General features: G+C 73.1%; 16 protein-coding genes. 3 read left to right on the top strand and 13 right to left on the bottom strand.

Annotation, left to right across the window (positions count from 1 at the left end; all coding sequences use genetic code 11):
- Nucleotide 1: 1 nt before the first annotated feature.
- The 5 genes from SHK17_RS09345 to SHK17_RS09325 all read right to left on the bottom strand — a co-directional run bounded on the left by SHK17_RS09345 (nucleotide 2) and on the right by SHK17_RS09325 (nucleotide 5873).
- On the bottom strand, nucleotides 2-1279 hold the full coding sequence (locus SHK17_RS09345) for an SGNH/GDSL hydrolase family protein (protein ID WP_172272783.1): 1278 nt from the start codon (nucleotides 1277-1279) through the stop codon (nucleotides 2-4).
- Between the two features lie 127 nt (nucleotides 1280-1406).
- Nucleotides 1407-2981 (bottom strand): DASS family sodium-coupled anion symporter, encoded by a 1575-nt coding sequence (locus tag SHK17_RS09340; RefSeq protein WP_172272800.1) that lies wholly within the window; start codon nucleotides 2979-2981, stop codon nucleotides 1407-1409.
- A gap of 161 nt (nucleotides 2982-3142) precedes the next feature.
- On the bottom strand, nucleotides 3143-4654 hold the full coding sequence (locus tag SHK17_RS09335; RefSeq protein ID WP_322921851.1) for an RNA polymerase sigma factor: 1512 nt from the start codon (nucleotides 4652-4654) through the stop codon (nucleotides 3143-3145).
- A 118-nt stretch (nucleotides 4655-4772) separates the two neighbouring features.
- A complete protein-coding gene (locus SHK17_RS09330) occupies nucleotides 4773-5354 on the bottom strand; it encodes an HhH-GPD-type base excision DNA repair protein (protein ID WP_322424110.1) in 582 nt (193 codons plus the stop codon).
- A gap of 117 nt (nucleotides 5355-5471) precedes the next feature.
- Nucleotides 5472-5873: a universal stress protein gene (locus SHK17_RS09325; RefSeq protein WP_172272806.1), complete on the bottom strand. Its 402-nt coding sequence runs from the start codon at nucleotides 5871-5873 to the stop codon at nucleotides 5472-5474.
- A gap of 125 nt (nucleotides 5874-5998) precedes the next feature.
- Between SHK17_RS09325 and SHK17_RS09320 the strand changes: the two genes are divergently transcribed.
- Complete coding sequence (locus SHK17_RS09320) at nucleotides 5999-6490, top strand: hypothetical protein (RefSeq protein ID WP_322921850.1); 492 nt, start codon at nucleotides 5999-6001, stop codon at nucleotides 6488-6490.
- A 24-nt stretch (nucleotides 6491-6514) separates the two neighbouring features.
- On the opposite strand, the gene SHK17_RS09315 is transcribed toward SHK17_RS09320, so the two are convergent.
- A complete protein-coding gene (locus tag SHK17_RS09315; protein ID WP_322921849.1) occupies nucleotides 6515-7978 on the bottom strand; it encodes a glutamate-cysteine ligase family protein in 1464 nt (487 codons plus the stop codon).
- A gap of 53 nt (nucleotides 7979-8031) precedes the next feature.
- On the bottom strand, nucleotides 8032-9051 hold the full coding sequence (locus SHK17_RS09310; protein ID WP_322921848.1) for a DUF4192 domain-containing protein: 1020 nt from the start codon (nucleotides 9049-9051) through the stop codon (nucleotides 8032-8034).
- Between the two features lie 114 nt (nucleotides 9052-9165).
- On the opposite strand from SHK17_RS09310, the gene SHK17_RS09305 reads away from it, so the two are divergent.
- Nucleotides 9166-10470 carry a DNA polymerase IV gene (locus SHK17_RS09305; protein ID WP_322921847.1) on the top strand — a complete coding sequence of 435 codons (1305 nt, stop codon included), beginning with the start codon at nucleotides 9166-9168 and terminating at the stop codon, nucleotides 10468-10470.
- 14 nt (nucleotides 10471-10484) lie between these two features.
- On the opposite strand, the gene SHK17_RS09300 is transcribed toward SHK17_RS09305, so the two are convergent.
- The 3 genes from SHK17_RS09300 to SHK17_RS09290 form a co-directional block, all read right to left on the bottom strand.
- The gene (locus tag SHK17_RS09300) at nucleotides 10485-11327 is read right to left on the bottom strand and encodes a 5-oxoprolinase subunit C family protein (protein ID WP_322921846.1); all 843 of its coding nucleotides are present in this window, start codon (nucleotides 11325-11327) and stop codon (nucleotides 10485-10487) included.
- On the bottom strand, nucleotides 11324-11923 hold the full coding sequence (locus SHK17_RS09295) for a 5-oxoprolinase subunit B family protein (protein ID WP_322921845.1): 600 nt from the start codon (nucleotides 11921-11923) through the stop codon (nucleotides 11324-11326). The genes SHK17_RS09300 and SHK17_RS09295 overlap by 4 nt, the downstream gene beginning before the upstream one ends.
- Nucleotides 11924-12361: 438 nt before the next feature.
- On the bottom strand, nucleotides 12362-13093 hold the full coding sequence (locus SHK17_RS09290) for a 5-oxoprolinase subunit PxpA (RefSeq protein ID WP_322921844.1): 732 nt from the start codon (nucleotides 13091-13093) through the stop codon (nucleotides 12362-12364).
- 187 nt (nucleotides 13094-13280) lie between these two features.
- Between SHK17_RS09290 and SHK17_RS09285 the strand changes: the two genes are divergently transcribed.
- A complete protein-coding gene (locus SHK17_RS09285) occupies nucleotides 13281-14243 on the top strand; it encodes a sigma-70 family RNA polymerase sigma factor (protein ID WP_172272830.1) in 963 nt (320 codons plus the stop codon).
- Between the two features lie 4 nt (nucleotides 14244-14247).
- On the opposite strand, the gene SHK17_RS09280 is transcribed toward SHK17_RS09285, so the two are convergent.
- Genes SHK17_RS09280 through SHK17_RS09270 form a run of 3 tightly spaced genes read right to left on the bottom strand, consistent with a single transcriptional unit; the run spans nucleotide 14248 to nucleotide 16618 of the window.
- A complete protein-coding gene (locus tag SHK17_RS09280; RefSeq protein ID WP_172272833.1) occupies nucleotides 14248-15561 on the bottom strand; it encodes a glycoside hydrolase family 3 N-terminal domain-containing protein in 1314 nt (437 codons plus the stop codon).
- Nucleotides 15562-15602: 41 nt separating this feature from the next.
- Entirely contained in the window at nucleotides 15603-16199 is a 597-nt protein-coding gene (gene coaE, locus SHK17_RS09275) for a dephospho-CoA kinase (protein ID WP_172272836.1), read from the bottom strand.
- Complete coding sequence (locus SHK17_RS09270) at nucleotides 16196-16618, bottom strand: MarR family transcriptional regulator (RefSeq protein WP_172272839.1); 423 nt, start codon at nucleotides 16616-16618, stop codon at nucleotides 16196-16198. Before SHK17_RS09270 ends, coaE begins: the two co-directional genes overlap by 4 nt.
- Between the last annotated feature and the right edge of the window lie 86 nt (nucleotides 16619-16704).

Below are 16704 nucleotides of genomic sequence, written 5' to 3'. Positions count from 1 at the left end.
CTCACTGGACGACGATGCTGCCCGCGGACGTGCGGGCGCAGCTGACGCGCGTCGCCTCCGTCGCCGTCCAGGCCCCGCTCAGGCAACGCCCCAGCGCCTGGTGGCCGGCGGCGTTCGGGTGCCACGACTCCTGGCAGGTCTGGTAGTAGGACTGGCAGGTGTCGGTGACGCGCTTGATGTCGAGCTTGTCGTAGGGGCCGAAGCTCTGCACGTGGACCCCGCTGGGCCCGTCCATCACCCGCAGCGGGGTGGCCAGCGCGTTGCCCGGGCTCCCGGGGTTCTCGCAGAGGCGCGCGCCGTCGAAGGCACGCTGCACGTCGAGGTAGGTGATGTCGGTCCCGGGCCGCTCGGCCTGCAGCGTCGAGGCCACGCCGGCGACGAGCCCGCCGAGGTTCTGGCTGAAGCGGTGCGCCGGGGCGAGCGTGTCGATGTCGGCCGGGCACCCCGCGGCGTACCTCTCGTCGACGAGCGCGCGGTACTTGTCGCGGGTGTCGCTGCGCCCGTCCTCGGTGCGGTACTGCTCGGCGTAGGCCGGCGGCAGCGGGTTGGTGTAGTCCTGGAGCACCACTCGGTGCTCGCCGTCGGCGTCGACCTCGGCCAGGACGTCGAGGACCTGGCGGACCGCGACGGTCGTCTCCGCGCGCGCCGCCTGCAGCTGCGCCGCGGTCGCGAAGTCCGCGTCGGAGCAGGCCCGCTCGTTGAGCTCCTCACCGGTGACCCAGTTGACGAAGTGGATCCACACCTCCCACCAACCGGTGTAGCCGTCGGCGACGAAGCGCCCGGCACACTCGGCGGCGACGCCGCCGAAGGTGAACTGGCTGTTGTTGGAGCCCAGGCCCAGCAGGACGAGGTCGACGTCACCGGTCCGCGCCACCTCGCGGAGCTGGTCGACCTGGGCGGCGACCGTGCGCCCCGCCGGCCGGGCGCTGGAGGCGGATGCCATGTCGGCGGGCTGCGCGCCCGAGCAGGCGAGGTTGACGCGCTGGGTGATCCCGGGCAGGTCGGCGACCTGGATGGAGGCGTGGGCGGAGCGGTGGCAGAAGTAGGGGTTGCTGTTGGGCGCGGACCACCCCGGGAAGCCCTGGGCCACCCCCGACTGGTCGGTGACGGCGACGTAGCCACCGGCTCCCTCGCCGCTGATGAAGCTGTCGCCCATCGCGACGGCGGTCGGTGGGAGCGGGTCGGCCTGGGCCGGTGCCGCCAGGCCCGACAGCATCGCCGTCGCGAGCAGCAGGGTGCCGGCCAGGGCCGACGTGGTGAGCAGGGGTCGTCCGAGCATGAGGGGCCTCCCGAGAAGGAAACGCGAAGAAGTCTTCGCGTTTGCGATCCTGCGCCTGTCCGCCGGCCACGTCAAGGGTGGCGGGTCCGGCCCTCCCGGCCTGCGCGTCAGCCGATGCGCAGGCGCGTCAGCCGATGCCCAGGACGTTGGCCATGGTCGTCACGCCCGCCACGATGATCACGATGCCGATGACGTCGAAGACGATGCCGGAGCGGATCATCCGGGTGATGGGCACCAGCCCGGTGCCGTAGACGATCGCGTTGGGCGGCGTCGAGACCGGGAGCATGAAGCCGTACGACGCGCCGAACACCGCCGCGAGGGCCGGGATCGCCGGGTTGACGTCGGCCGCGATGGCCAGCTGGATGGCGATCGGCGCCACCACGCCGACGCTCGCGGTGTTGCTGGTGGTCTCGCTGATGACGACGGCGATCACCGTCGACAGCAGCGTGATCGAGAGCAGCGAGCTGACACCGAGAAGGTCGCTCAGCCCGGTGCCCATGGTCTCGGCCAGACCGGTTGAGCCGAGGAGCCCGCCGAGCGCGATGCCGGAGCCGAACAGCACGATCGTGCCCCAGTCGATCCGGGCCGCGTCGTTCCAGGTGATCGTGAACTGGCGCCGCGGCCAATCGATGGGCAGCAGGAAGAGCAGGCTGGCGCCGAGGATCGCGACGGCACCCTCCTGGAGGTGGAGAGCGACGCTCTCGTAGAACGCACCCTCGCCGCCGGTGACGAGCGCGACGGCGCCGGGGAAGATCCACAGCGTCACGGTGATCCCGAACGCGATCAGGGTGTTGCGCCCGCCGGGGCTCATCCGACCCAGCTCGGCACGCTGCTCGCGAATGAACTCCTCAGCGCCCTCGATCCGCTTGGTCTCCGGCCGGTTGAGCCGGAGCAGCACCACGCACAGGGCGATGAACATCAGGAGGACCACGGGGAAGGCCAGCAGCATCCAGGTGAAGAAGGGGATCTCCTCGCCGGTCTCCTGGGTGATCAGCTCGCGACCGATGAGGTTCGGCGGGCTGCCGACGGGGGTCAGCAGTCCGCCGACGCTGGCGCCGTACGCGACCATCAGCAGCAGGGCGGTCGAGAAGCGGAGCCGGCGCACGTCGTCGGGGTCGGTGTCCTCGTCGGACTGCGACGCGACCCGGCCGGCCAGGAACCCGATGATCCCCATCGCGATCGGCATGAGCATCGCGGCGCTCGCCGTGTTGGACACGAAGGCGCTGAGGCTGGCGCTGATGATCCCGAAGGCCACCACGACGCGCACCGTGGACGAGGCGACGCCCGGGATGCTGAGCACGCCGTAGGCGAACCGCTTGTCGAGGCCGTGCTTGCGCATCGCCTCCGCCAGCACGAAGCCTCCGATGAAGACGAAGATCGTGGAGTTGCCGAAGAGCGCGAACACCTCCTCGGCCGGTGCCACGCCGAGCACCACGCACAGCGCCATCGCGAGCATGGCGGTGACCGGGATCGGGATCGCCTCGGTCATCCACCACACGATGACGAGGCTCAGGATCCCGGCCAGCTTCTGCGCCGGGTCGTCCAGGCCGGAGCAGAGCAGGTAGACCACCACCGCGACCACCGGTCCGGCGACCAGGCCCGAGGTGCGGCGCAGCCGTTCGAAGCGCTGCTCCGCCGGGCTGAGGGTCTCCTCGACCTCGTCGAGCGTGCGGTACGTCGCCGGGCGGGCGTGGTCGGACACGGGGCGCTCCTCTGGTCGGAAAGCCCCGACCCTAGCGAGCGCGGTGTGACCGGTGCCACAGCCTGTTCCCGGCGTCACCGGCTCCCGGAAGCGGAACAGCGCCACCCGACCGGGTGGCGCTGTTCGGCGTCCGTGGTGCTGCGGTGTGGTGCTGCGGTGAGTCAGTCCAGGTAGTCGCGCAGGACCTGCGAGCGGCTGGGGTGCCGCAGCTTCGACATCGTCTTGGACTCGATCTGGCGGATGCGCTCGCGCGTCACGCCGTAGACCTTGCCGATCTCGTCGAGGGTCTTGGGCTGGCCGTCGGTGAGGCCGAACCGCATCGAGACCACGCCGGCCTCGCGCTCGGACAGGGTGTCGAGCACCGCGTGCAGCTGCTCCTGCAGCAGGGTGAACGAGACCGCGTCCGCCGGGACGATCGCCTCGGAGTCCTCGATGAGGTCACCGAACTCGGAGTCGCCGTCCTCACCGAGGGGCGTGTGCAGCGAGATGGGCTCGCGGCCGTACTTCTGGACCTCGATGACCTTCTCGGGGGTCATGTCGAGCTCCTTGGCCAGCTCCTCCGGCGTGGGCTCGCGGCCCAGGTCCTGGAGCATCTGCCGCTGGACGCGGGCGAGCTTGTTGATGACCTCGACCATGTGCACCGGGATGCGGATGGTGCGGGCCTGGTCGGCCATGGCGCGGGTGATCGCCTGGCGGATCCACCAGGTCGCGTAGGTCGAGAACTTGTAGCCCTTGGTGTAGTCGAACTTCTCCACCGCGCGGATCAGACCGAGGTTGCCCTCCTGGATGAGGTCCAGGAACAGCATCCCGCGGCCGGTGTAGCGCTTGGCGAGCGAGACCACGAGTCGCAGGTTGGCCTCGAGGAGGTGGTTCTTGGCGCGCCGACCGTCCTCGGCGATCCACTCGTACTCCTCGAGCATCTTCGGGCTGATCCGGCCGCCCTTGGCGAGCTTCTCCTCGGAGAACAGGCCGGCCTCGATGCGCTTGGCGAGCTCGACCTCCATCTCGGCGTTGAGGAGCGGGACCTTGCCGATCTGCTTGAGGTAGTCCTTCACCGGGTCGGCGGTGGCGCCGGCCACCATGACCTGCTGCTCGGGCTCGTCGGTCTCGTCGGCCGCGGAGACGGTGAAGGCCTGCTTCTCGTCCTCCTTGATCGTCGGGTCCTTGGCGACGTCCTTCTCGAACACCTCGTCGGGGATGTCCGGCAGCAGCTTCTTGCCGTCCGGGCCGATCACCACGGGAGCCGCGGCACCGAGGTCGACGACGTCGGCCGCGGGGTCGACCGGGGTGTCGGCGGCCTTCTTGGCGGCGGTCTTCTTCGCCGCGGCCTTCTTGGCGGGGGCCTCGGCGGTCGTCGCGGCGGCCGCCTTGGTCGCGGGCGCCTTCTTGGCCGGGGCCTTCTTCGCCGCCGCGGACGTCGCGGCACGCTTGCTGGTCGCAGCGACCGCGCGCGAGCTGGCGGCGTCGATCTGGACGGAGATGCCCAGACCGCTGAGGTGCACCAGCAGGGCCTTCAGGTGCCGGGGCTCGACACCGGCCTCGTCACTGGCACGTCGCACGTCCTCGGGGGACACGGTGCCGGTCGATGTGGCGCCGGCGACCAGAGCGGCGATGGAGGGGTGCGTGAGCACCTCCGCGGGGAGCAACTTGCGTGCGTGTGAGGACACGAACACCTCTCGTCAAACAGCTTCGGGGCGCGGCGAGGCCCGGTGACGTCAAGAGCCGCGTCGTCATTCTGCCACGGGGTTCCACGCGGTTCCCCATCAGGCCCGCCGCGGCCTACTCGGCGGCCTAGTCGGCGGGCGGCTGCGTCGCGGTCCTGGCCGCGGCCTTCTTGGCCTTCTTGAAGTCGCGCACCTTCTGCAGCGAGTCGGCGTCGACCACGTCGGCGACCGAGCGGTGGCCCTCGAGGGCGTAGTCACCGACCACGCGCTCCCAGCCGTCGGGGCGCACGCCGAGCTGCTTGGCCAGCAGCGCCACGAAGATCTGGGCCTTCTGCTTGCCGAAGCCCGGCAGCGCCATGACCCGCTTGAGCAGGTCCTTGCCGTCGGCGGCCTCGGTCCACAGCCGGGAGGCGTCGCCGCCGTAGGTGTCCTCGACGATGCGGGCGAGCTCCTGCAGCCGGGCCGCCATCGAGCCGGGGAACCGGTGGATGGCCGGCGGGGTGGAGGCCATCGCCGCGAACTGCTCGGGGTCGGCCGCCGCGATCGCCGCGGGCTCGAACGTGCCCAACCGGTCGAGCACCTTGGCCGGGCCGCGGAAGGCGTGCTCCATGGGGTACTGCTGGTCGAGCATCATCCCCGCCAGCAGCGCGAACGCGGAGTCGTCGAGGACCTTGTCGGCGGCGGGGTCGCCGGTGATCTGGATGGCCATGGCGTCCATCCTGCCCGAGAACGTCGGGACGTCATACGGACGGCGCAGGGCCTTGCCCCATCCGCATGACGTCGCGCGCCGGACCGGTCGTGGCTGGTGGAGGTGCTGCAGCGGCGGCTACTGCGCCTTGACCGCGAGCACCGGGCAGGGGGCATCGAGGAGCACGCGCTGCGCGTTGCTCCCGAGGATGAGCTTGCCGACGGGCGAGCGACGGCGCAGGCCGATGACGAGCAGCTCGGCGTGGTTGGCCTCGGCGATGCTGATGAGGTCCTCGGCGGGCTCGAAGCCGCGCACCAGCTGGCGGATGTCGTGCTCGACGCCGGACTCCTCCAGCGTGGCCCTGATGCCCGCGAGGTCGTCCTCCGCGGCACGCGCCTTGGGTCCGTCGAACTCCTGGCCTCCCCGGTGCGAGTTGACGACGACCAGCTTGCTGCCGCGCAGCTTGGCCTCGTTGATGCCCGCGGACAGGGCAGCCTCGCCCTCCGGCTTGGGGACGTATCCGACGACGACGGTGCCCATGGTGTCTCCTCTCGTGGCCCGCAGCGCCTCGCCGCCGGCCTGTTGGCACCGTAACGGAAACGGACGGGGTTGGGCAGCCTGTGGACAGGCGGGTTGCGGAGCCCCACCTCCGGCAGGGTGGGGTCATGGCCCACCCCGGAGCGAGCGAGCGGACCCACGCCGGTGGTCCGGTCGTCGTGCACGCCGCTCGCCACCTCGGCCTGCAGGCTCCGATCGAGCGCCACACCCACATCGTCCTGCGCGCGGCCACGCTCGAGCTGGTGGAGGAGCAGCGGCAGCGGCGCTTCCCCACGACGCTCCACGCCGGCGTCCCCGGCCGGTGCGCCCGCCACGTCGAGGACCCTGCGCTGACCGATGCCGGGATCCGGGCGGACGTCGTCCTCGCGCTGCTCCGTCAGGCGCAGGGCCTGACGCCGCGGCCGCACCTGTGGCTCACCCGACCCGGCGAGCTGAGCCCGCACGACGACGACCTGCGCTGGCTCGGCCCCGCCACGTGGGCCTGCGCGTCCCTGGGGCTGCCGCTCGGCCTGGTCGTCGTGACCCGCCGCGGCTGGTTCGACCCCGTCAGCGGCGTACGCCGGGAGTGGCGCCGGCTGCGGCGGCGACCGGCCGGCTGACCGGCGCCGCCCGGCAGGGACGGCTCAGTCCCAGGCGTGCACCGGCTCGTTGCTGTGCATCCGCTCGCGGTAGTCGAGGAGCGTCGCGCGCAGGGCGTCGTAGCGGTCGGCTCCCCCGCGCTGGCGCACCCGCTCGACGAACCACGAGGACCCGCTGGCCTCGGCCTGGCAGCGCTGCTCGATGATCCCGAGGTAGCGGTCGCTCTCCTCGGCGGGGACGCCCCACGAGTCGAGTCCCGCCCGGGCCATGGGCAGCAGCCGGCGCAGCACGAGCTCGGTGGCCCGGACCTGGCCGATGCCGGGCCAGTAGACCTGCGCCTCCACGCCCATCTGCGCGGCGACGTGGAAGTTCTCCTCGGCGGCGGAGAAGGACATCTGCGACCACAGCGGCCGCTCGCTCTCGACGAGGTAGCGGACGAGGCCGAACCACAGGGCGGCGTTGGCGATGGTGTCGGCCACGGTCGGGCCGGCCGCCAGGAGCCTGTTCTCGACGCGCAGGTGCGGCACCCCGCCGGCGATGTCGTAGACCGGCCGGTTCCAGCGGTAGATGGTGCCGTTGTGCAGCCGCAGCTCGTGGAGCTCGGGGGTGCCGCCGGACTCAAGGACGTCGAGCGGGTCCTCCTCGTCGGTCACCGGGAGCAGCGCCGGGAAGTAGCGGACGTTCTCCTCGAACAGGTCGAACACCGACGTGATCCATCGCTCGCCGAACCACACGCGCGGGCGCACGCCCTGTGCCTTGAGCTCCTCGCTGCGGGTGTCGGTGGCCTGCTCGAAGAGGGGGATGCGCGTCTCGCGCCACAGCTCCTTGCCGAGCAGGTAGGGCGAGTTGGCCGACACCGCGAGCTGGACGCCCGCGATCGCCTGGGCGGCGTTCCAGTAGGCGGCGAACTGGTCGGGCGAGGTCTGCACGTGGAACTGCGTGCTGGTGCAGGCCGCCTCCGGCACGATCGAGTCGGCGGTCGTGGTGAGCCGCTCGCGCCCGGAGATGCTGATGGTGATGTCCTCGCCGCGCGCCGCGAGGATCTGCTCGGACAGCAGCTTGTAGCGCGGGTTGGAGCTGAGCGACTCGAGCTTCATGTGCCCCTCGGCGAGCGTCGGCAGGATGCCGATCATCACCTGGTGCGCGCCGACCTTGACGGCCTTCTCCTCCGCGTCGTTGAGCGAGCGGCGCAGGCTGTCCTCGAAGGTGGACAGGCCGCCCTCGCGGAGCTTGGCCGGGGCGAGGTTGATCTCGATGTTGAACTGGCCCAGCTCGGTCTGGAAGTCGGGGTCGGCGATGGCCTCGAGCACCTCGGCGTTCTTCAGCGCCGGGTCGCCCACGTCGTCGATGAGGTTGAGCTCCATCTCGAGGCCGGTCATCGGGTCGTCGGTGTCGAACGCCGCCTCGCGCAGCATCCGGGCGAACACGTCGAGGTTGCGCCGCACCTTCTCGCGGTGCCGGGTCCGGTCGGCCCGGCTGAACTCCTGGTTCGCGACCTCTTCTCCCATGACGGCACCCTAGTCACCCGCGTCGTGGCGGGGAACCGCCCGGGCCTGCCCGCTCACGCGGCCGGGTCACCACTGGCACCCGTCGACGGTCGCAGCGACTCCCACTCGTCGGGCGACGTGGCGGACTCGAGCAGCTGGGCGACGAGCCCCGCCAGGGAGTGCGCGGGCTCCGCCTCGCGACACCGGTCGACGGCACACCACGACAGGGCACCGTCGCCGACCAGCCACGCGCAGAACGCCAGCACGGCGGCCGGGCCCGCCACGTGCGAGCCGTGCAGGCGCCGTACGGCGTCCGACCACAGCTCGCACGCGCTACGGGCCTCGGCCCGGCCCAGCCACACCCACGCCTCGTCGCGCCGGGCGGGCACCACGACCGTCGCGGCCACCGAGGCGAGCTCGGCGCGGGAGAGCGTGGAGCCGCCTCGCACGTGGCGGCGGACCAGCGCGGCCAGCGCGCCCGGCGGCAGCACGGCGGCGCCCACCACGTCGGAGGCTGCGATGGCAGCCGTGGGGTCCGGCGCGAGGGTCGCCCGGAGCGCCTCACGACTGGCGTGGGTCACCCGACCGTCGAACACGCCCTGGGCGGTGAAGGCGTGGTCGACGAGCGAGAACGGGACGCCCTGGTAGGCCGCGAGCGGCGCGCCCGGGAGGACGGCGTACCAGTGGTCGTCGTGGACGCGCAGCACCTCGCGCACCTCGATGCCGGCGGCGGTGAGCTCCTCGTGGAGGGACCAGGCGGCCTCGTCGGCCACGGTGGTGTCGTCGTCGTAGACGACCACCACCACCTCGCGCACGCCGTTGCGTCGCACCGGGCGGAGCAGGGCCTCGACCACGTCGTCGACGTCGTCGGGGTCGTGCGGCAGGTCGACGCGGGCGTTCATCCCCGGGGCGCCGATGCTGAGCATCACGACCGACCGCTCCGGGACGAAGCCGAGGGCCAGCGGCACGAAGGCCGCGATGTCGCTGGGCGTGCGTGCGCGCAGGCGCGTCGGTGCGGGGTCGGGCGGGGCCGCTGAGGCCGGGCGGGGGTCCGGGGTCCGGACCGGGTCTGGTGTGCCGTGTGTGGGGTCCATGACGACGACGGTTCCCGTGCCCACCGACGAGCCATGCCGAGTCCCTCGCGACCCTGTGGAGGAAGCGGCCGAGGCGCGGCCTGTGGACGGTTGGTGGGCTGCGAGAATGCCCGCGTGCGCACCACCGCGTCGATCCTGCACCTGGACCTGGACGCCTTCTTCGCCGCCGTCGAGCAGCGCGACAAGCCGTCGCTGCGCGGCAAGCCGGTCATCGTCGGCGGGACCGGTGGCCGCGGCGTGGTGTCCACGGCGTCGTACGAGGCCCGCAAGTTCGGGGTGGGGTCCGCGATGTCCACGCGCGAGGCCCGCGCCCGCTGTCCCCACGCCGCGTTCCTCGGCGGCCGCTTCCACGCCTACCGCGAGACGAGCAAGCGGGTCATGCAGGTGCTGCGCGACCTGTCGCCCCTCGTCGAGCCGCTCTCGCTGGACGAGGCGTTCGTCGACCTCGCCGCGGCCGGCCTGCCGGACCTCGACGTCGCGACGGTCACCGAGGCCGGGGAACGCCTGCGCGCGTCGGTGCACGAGGTCACCGGGGGCCTGACGGCGACGGTGGGCATCGCCTCGTCGAAGTTCCTCGCCAAGGTGGCCAGCGAGCTGGACAAGCCCGACGGCATGACGGTCGTGCCACCCGGCACGGAGCTCGACCTGCTGCGGCCGATGAAGGTCACGGTCATCCCCGGCGTCGGACCGGCCACGGCCGAGCGCCTGCGGCGGGCGGGCATCCACACGATCGCCGAGCTCGAGCGGGTCGGTGAGGACGAGCTCGTCGGGCTGCTGGGCCAGGCGCTCGGCCAGGGCCTGTGGCGGCTCGCCCGCGCCCAGGACTCGCGTCCGGTCGTCGCCGAGCGCGAGGCGAAGTCGGTCAGCGTCGAGGGCACCTACGACACCGACATCACCGACCGCCGCCTCATGGAGGGTCTGCTGACCAGGCAGGCCAAGGAGGTCGGCACCCGGATGCGCAAGAACGGCACCTCCGGGCGCACGGTCACCATCAAGGTGAGGCTGCACGACTTCACGACGCTCAGCCGGTCGAGCACCCTGTCCAGCCCGACCGACGACGGCAGCACCATCGCCCGCGTCGCCCGCTCCCTGCTGGGCGACCTCGACACGACCGGCGGGGTGCGCCTGCTCGGGGTCGGGATGTCGGGACTGGCCGGCTGGGTGCAGGAGGACCTCTTCGGCGACGAGCCCGGCGAGGAGGAGCCCGAGGACGTGGTGCTCCCGGAGCCCCCGCGCCGCTCGTGGCCGCCGGGCGCCGACGTGGTGCACGACGAGATGGGGCCCGGCTGGGTCTGGGGTGCCGGGTCGGGCGTGGTGACCGTCCGCTTCGAGACCGCCGAGACGCCGCCCGGTCCCGTCCGCAGCTTCCGGGCCGACGACCCGGCGCTGCACCGCTTCGAGCCGCCCGCCGAGGACTGAGCGCGGGCGACTGCTCACACGACCCGCAGCACCACTCGCTCCCCCGGCCGCAGCTGGGCACACAGGTCGAGGTCGTCGTCGTCGACGATTGCGACCACCGGGTAGCCGCCCGTCGTCGGGTGGTCGGCCAGGAACACCACCGGCTCGCCCGAGGGCGGCAGCTGCACGGCGCCGAGCACGATGCCCTCGCTGGGCAGCTCGCCCTCGCGACGGGCGATCCGCGGGCCGGTGAGCCGCAGCCCGACCCGGTCGCTGTCGGGCGCCACGGCGTACTCCGCCCCGTCGAGGCCCGCCCACGCCGCCCCGGCAAGCCAGTCCACACGGGGGCCCGGGCGCAGGCGCAGCACCCGCTCGCGACGGCGTACGACGACCGCGGCAGGCGGCTCCGGCAGGGGCCCCGGCCGCCCGACCGCCAGCAGCTGTCCCGCGGCGAGGCGGGGCGGACCCACCCAGGCGAGGGTGTCCGTCGAGCGGGAGCCGAGGACCGGGTCCACGTCCAGCCCGCCCGCGAGGGCGACGTAGGAGCGCACGCCCTCCGTCGCGGGGCCCACCGTGACGACGGCGCCGGCCGGGACCGTGACCGGTGCCCCGTGGGCCACTGCCCGACGACCGACGCCGACCCGGCAGGGCGCGCCGGTGACGGCGAGGGTCACCGCCCGGTGGGTGCGCAGCACGATGCCGCCGAGCGTGGTCTCCACCACCGCGTCGTCCGGGGCGCCGCCGACGAGCCGGAGCGCCAGCGCGGCCGCCCCGCGGTCGAGGGCACCGGCCCGCGGCACCCCGAGGTGGGCCCACCCGCGCCGGCCCCGGTCCTGCAGCGTGGCGAGCGGACCCGGGTCGAGCACCTCGATGCTCATCCGACGGCCTCGAAGCGGACCCGCGTGCCGGGAGGCAGCAGCGCGGGCGGGTCGCGCGTCGCGTCCCACAGGACGACGTCGGTGGACCCGATCAGCTGCCAGCCGCCGGGCGAGGCGGTGGGGTAGATGCCGCACCACGTGTCGGCCAGCGCCACCGAGCCGGGCGCCACCCGCGCGCGCGGCGTAGCCAGCCGGGGCACCGTCCGGGGCAGGCCGGAGAGGTAGGAGAAGCCGGGCGCGAAGCCCGAGAAGACCGCGACGAGCTCGACGGAGGTGTGCAGGTCGACGACCTCCCCCGCCGAGCAGCCCCAGTGCCCGGCGACCGCCTCGAGGTCCGGCCCGTCGTAGGTGACCGGCACCCGCACCAGCGGTCCCGCTCCACTCGCCGGTCCACCCGCCCAGTGCGCCAGGACGGCCTGCACCGCGGCGGGGTCGACGCCGTCGAGGAGCACCGTCGTGGCGGCCGGGACCACCTCGTCTGGTGCGAGGCCGTGGTCGGGGCCGGAGGTGCGGAGCCACGCGGCCAGCGAGGCTGCCTCGACGGCACCTCCCACCTCCACCAGGCACGCCCGCGCACCGACCGTGATCACCCGCACGGGGCCATCATCGCGCTCCCGGACCGGGCGCCCGCGGAGGCGGCACCCCGGGGCGTCGCCCACCGTTCACCGGTGCGGAGTTGCGGACGAGGGAGCGAGTCGGCAGCCTCGGAAGCGAAAAAGGTGAGGGGCTCCCGATGGTATGAGCATCAGGAGCCCCTCGATTCGGTCGGGTTGGTGACGTCCGACCCACCGATCCGGCCTCCCCGTCCCCGCCGACCCCGTCACCGGGCCTGCGCGGCGAGCGAGCTCGCCGGGTGGAACAGTTCGTCCGATCCGATCCCCGGCCCCGCCGAAGCGGTTCCGGTAGGAGAGTTCTATGCCGCCCGGACCACCCCTCGCAAGGGGTGCACGCGACAAACCTGCGGTCCCACAGGGTTCCCCACAGAAGTGGTCCTCCGCTCCACAGCCACGGCGGCTGTCTCCACAGCTCGACCCTCAGGCTGTGGAGGACCAGCAGCTGGTCACGGTCGTCCCGGCGGCCTCGAGCGCGCGGCGTACGGCGCGGGCGGCGGCCACGGCGCCCGGTGAGTCGCCGTGCACGCAGACCGAGTCGACCGAGCGCGCCAGGTGCACCGCTCGCGCGGCCACCTCGTCCGGGTCCGTGACCAGCGCGCCCGGCTGCCCACGGGGCACCAGGCGGCCCTCGTCGGTGTAGCCCCGGTCGGGGAACCCCTCGAGCCGCACCTCCCGGCCACGTCGGCGCGCCAGCTCGAGCAGCAGCGATCCGGGCATGCCCAGCACCGGGAGGTCGCCGGAGCCGTCCAGCACGGCCGTCGCCTGCTCCTCGTCGAACGCCACCCGGTGGTAGAGCGCGCCGTGCGGCTTGAGGTAGGCCACTCCCCCGCCCTCGGCGAGCGCGATGCCGGTCAGGACACCGACCTGCTCGGCGACCTGGTCGCGCAGGAGGTCGGCCGGGACGTCGCGGGCCACGCGCCCGAAGCCCTCCCGGTCGGCGTACGACACCTGCGCCCCGACCACGACGTCGCGCCGCACGGCCCCCGCACACACCGCGCGCATCACCTCGGCGTTGCCGGCGTGGAAGCCGCAGGCGACGTTGGCGCTCGTCACCACCTCGAGCAACCCCGCGTCGTCGGTGACCTCCTCGCCCAGGTCGGCGTTCAGGTCGAGCCGGGATGGCTCCGTCGAGGGGTCCGTCACGGTGCGCATGGGGCCAGTGTCCCCGGGGAACCCCTGAGAAGTCCCTGAGAGTTCCGGGATCAGGAAACTCCCGAAGGAACTGGCTCGTCACTTGAGATGAAGGCACCGCAATCCGGACGGGAATCCCGCTTCGAACACAGGTGTTGGAACAGGTGTGCGGCACGGGGTGGTCGCACGAGGACGCAGGAGGATTGAGATGAGCACCGCACAGCCGAAGCGCACCACCACCACGCGTGAGATCGAGGGCCGCGACAGCGTCGGCCTCTACCTGGACGAGATCGCCCGCACCCCGCTCCTCGACGCCGAGACCGAGGTCGAGCTCTCCAAGACCATCGAGGCAGGCCTGCTGGCCCAGCACCTGCTCGACACGGGCCGGGTCGGTCGCCGCAAGGGCGGCGCCCCGATGAGCGCCAACGAGGCCGAGCTCGAGTGGCTCGCCGAGCAGGGCCGCCTCGCCGTCGACCGCTTCATCGAGGCCAACCTGCGCCTCGTGGTGTCGATCGCGCGCAAGTACGGCCGTTCCCAGATGCCGATGCTGGACCTGATCCAGGAGGGCAACACCGGCCTGATCCGCGCGGTCGAGAAGTTCGACTACACCAAGGGCTACAAGTTCTCGACGTACGCCACCTGGTGGGTGCGCCAGGCGATCACCCGCGGCATCGCGCAGCAGGCCCGCGTTGTCCGCCTGCCCGTCCACGTGGTCGAGGAGCTCAACCAGGTCGGCAGCGCCCGCCGCACGCTCGAGCGCCAGCTCGGCCGCGACCCGGAGCCGCAGGAGATCGCCACGGAGCTCGGCATGGACATCGACCGGGTGCTCGACCTCATGAGCTGGGGCCGCGACCACGTCTCGCTGGACACCCCGGTGGACGAGGACGGCGACACCTCGCTCGGTGACCTGATGGCCCAGGAGACCGCGCCGGGTCCGGACCTCAACGTCCTCGACGCCGAGGCCCGCCAGCGGCTCGACGACCTGGTCGGCATTCTCGACGAGCGCTCGGCCGACATCGTCCGGGCCCGCTACGGGCTCGCCGACGGCCGCCAGCACAAGCTCGCCGACATCGGTGCCCGCCACGGCATCTCCGCCGAGCGGGTACGCCAGCTCGAACGGGAGGCGCTGCAGAAGCTGCGCCGCGCCGGCGACCCCGACCTGGCTGCCTGAGGACTCAGTACGCCGCGGACAACAGGTCCGCACTCGCGGCCCGTGCCCGTTCGACCACGTCGGCAGGCACGGGCCGCTGTGCTGCCACCCGGGCCTGCCACCGCTGCAGCGCCACGACGCGCGCGGCGGCCTCCTCGACGCGCTCGCGCGACACCTCGCCCGACGCGATGCCGTCGACGACGACCTGGTGGGTGACCGCGGTGTCCACTGGCATCAGGAGGAGGTCGGCCCCGGCCACGAGGGCCTGCAGCGCCGGCTTGGGACGGCCGGCGACGGCGCCCATGCCCATCGAGTCGGTGATCGCCACGCCCTCGAACCCCATGTCGTCCCGCAGCAGGGAGTAGACCTCGGGGGCCATGGACGCCGGGACGCCGGGGGCGACGGCCGTGAGGTCGAGGTGGCTCAGCATCACCGCTGGCGCGGCCTGCCGGATGGCCGACTCGAACGGGGGCAGGTCGTGCGCCTCGATCTCGGCCAGCGGAGAGTCGACCACCGGCAGGGTGTCGTGGCTGTCGCTCGTGGCGGTGCCGTGGCCGGGGAAGTGCTTGACGGTCGAGACGATGCCGGCGTCGTCGTAGCCCTTGATCGCCGCGCCGATGGCCTGGGCGGCCGTCCGGGGGTCCTGCGACGGCGAGCGGGGTCCGATCGTCGGGTCGGCCGCGCCGACGGTGACGTCGGCGACGGGGGCGAAGACCCACGTGAAGCCGAGGTCGCGCAGCTCGAGCCCGGTGGTCAGCGCGGCCGCGCGGGTGACCCGACGGCCCTGGCGGGCGTCCGCCTCGATCGCCAGTCCGGCCGACTGGAAGTGGGGGAACTCCGTCGCGACGCCGCGCAGGTGCGAGACGTAGCCGCCCTCCTGGTCGACGCCCACCACCGGCGGGAAGTCGCGGCCGTCGGCCCCGGCCGCCGCGGCCAGCGCGGCGGTCATCGTGCGCACCTGCAGCTCGTCGACCACGTTGTCGCCCGTCACCGACACGCCCGCGAGGTGCAGCTCGCGCACCATCCGTGCAGGCTCCTGCGGGTCGGTGCCGTGGAAGCGACCCACGATGACACCGCCGGCGAGCTGCTCGGGCGTCCACGTGCTGACCAGCTCGCGCGCCTCCTCGACCTCGCCGACGGTGGGGCCCCACGACGTGGGGGTGTCGGGGTCGACGGGGGTCTCCGTCGCCGTGGGCGTGGACGTCGGCCCGCGGTCCTCCGAGCGGCTCGAGGAGGTGGCCGGTGCGGCGTCGTCCGGACCCGCGTCGAGGCTCGCGCAGCCGCTCGCCAGCAGGGCTGCTGCTGCGATCACGGCCAGGCGGGGTCGGAGCGGGAGCACGCCGGGGAGGTTACCGGCCCGACCGCGACATCCGGGAAACGTCACGCCCGGGCCAGGAGGTCGGCGTGGACGTCCTCGACCTGCTGGCGCAGGTCGTCGAGCGAGCCGGTGTTGACGACCACGTGCGTCGCGATCGCGAGCCTGTCCTCACGGCTGGCCTGGGCGGCGATCCTCGACTCCGCCTCCTCGCGCGACCACCCGCGGTGCTCCACCATCCGGGAGACCTGGAGCTCGGCGGGGGCGTCGACGACGACCACGGCGTCGAAGGTGCCGGCGCGGCCGACCTCGGCCAGCAGCGGGATGTCGTGGACCACCACGGCACCGGGGTCGGCGTCGGCCTCGAGCTCGGCGCTGCGTCGGTGGACGAGCGGGTGGATGATCGCCTCGAGGCGCCGGCGTGCGTCGTCGTCCGAGAAGACGAGGGCGCCCATCGCCGGCCGGTCGAGGTCGCCGTCGGCCGTGAGCAGGCCGGTGCCGAACTCCTCGACGACCGCCGCGAGCCCCGGCGTGCCCCGCGCGACGACCTCCCGGGCGATGAGGTCGGCGTCGATCACCACGGCGCCCAGCTCGGCGAGGATCGACGAGACGGTGCTCTTGCCCGAGGCGATGCCTCCGGTCAGGCCGACGCGGACGGTCACGGGTCCTCCCCCAGGACGACGGTCAGGATCTCGTGGAGCGTACGACGCTGCGCCGGCGTCAGCACGGCCAGGACCTGCTCGGACGCCTGGCGACGCACGTCGTCGATCCTGCCCACCAGGTCGCGACCGCTCCCGGTGAGGGTCACGGTGGTCGCCCGCCGGTCGGTGGGGTCGGCGGCACGCTGCACCCAGCCGCGGTGCTGCAGGGCGTCCACGACCTCCGTCGCGGAGCGCGGGGCGATGCGCAGCTCGTCCGCCAGGGCCGACGGGCGCATCCCGTCCGTCCGCTCGAGCACGCGCAGGGCCCGCGACTGCGACGGCGTGACGTGCCACTGCGCCAGCGCCTCGGCGTACGTCCGTCGCACCCGGCGCGCCAGCGCCAGGACGAGGTCGCCGGTGTCCGGGTGTGCGGTGTCCACGGGAATATCTCCCCCATCGGTAGGGTTGTCACCTCATAGTGAGGCTACCTCACCTCTTGTCCCACCTCCAGAGAGGAGCTGGTCGC

Origin of the sequence: Nocardioides renjunii, assembly GCF_034661175.1 — a bacterium.
Classification (GTDB): Bacteria; Actinomycetota; Actinomycetes; order Propionibacteriales; family Nocardioidaceae; genus Nocardioides; species Nocardioides renjunii.
The sequence above is the reverse complement of the archived record's forward strand: the minus strand, read 5'-3'. Positions and strand labels throughout refer to the sequence as shown.

Bases quoted from the DNA above. Each gene is read 5' to 3' on its own strand.
- SHK17_RS09345 (WP_172272783.1), bottom strand. From the start codon at position 1,279: ATGCTCGGACGACCCCTGCTCACCACGTCGGCCCTGGCCGGCACCCTG.
- SHK17_RS09330 (WP_322424110.1), bottom strand. From the start codon at position 5,354: ATGGCCATCCAGATCACCGGCGACCCCGCCGCCGACAAGGTCCTCGAC.
- SHK17_RS09325 (WP_172272806.1), bottom strand. From the start codon at position 5,873: ATGGGCACCGTCGTCGTCGGATACGTCCCCAAGCCGGAGGGCGAGGCT.
- SHK17_RS09320 (WP_322921850.1), top strand. From the start codon at position 5,999: ATGGCCCACCCCGGAGCGAGCGAGCGGACCCACGCCGGTGGTCCGGTC.
- SHK17_RS09315 (WP_322921849.1), bottom strand. From the start codon at position 7,978: ATGGGAGAAGAGGTCGCGAACCAGGAGTTCAGCCGGGCCGACCGGACC.
- SHK17_RS09310 (WP_322921848.1), bottom strand. From the start codon at position 9,051: ATGGACCCCACACACGGCACACCAGACCCGGTCCGGACCCCGGACCCC.
- SHK17_RS09300 (WP_322921846.1), bottom strand. From the start codon at position 11,327: ATGAGCATCGAGGTGCTCGACCCGGGTCCGCTCGCCACGCTGCAGGAC.
- SHK17_RS09290 (WP_322921844.1), bottom strand. From the start codon at position 13,093: ATGCGCACCGTGACGGACCCCTCGACGGAGCCATCCCGGCTCGACCTG.
- SHK17_RS09285 (WP_172272830.1), top strand. From the start codon at position 13,281: ATGAGCACCGCACAGCCGAAGCGCACCACCACCACGCGTGAGATCGAG.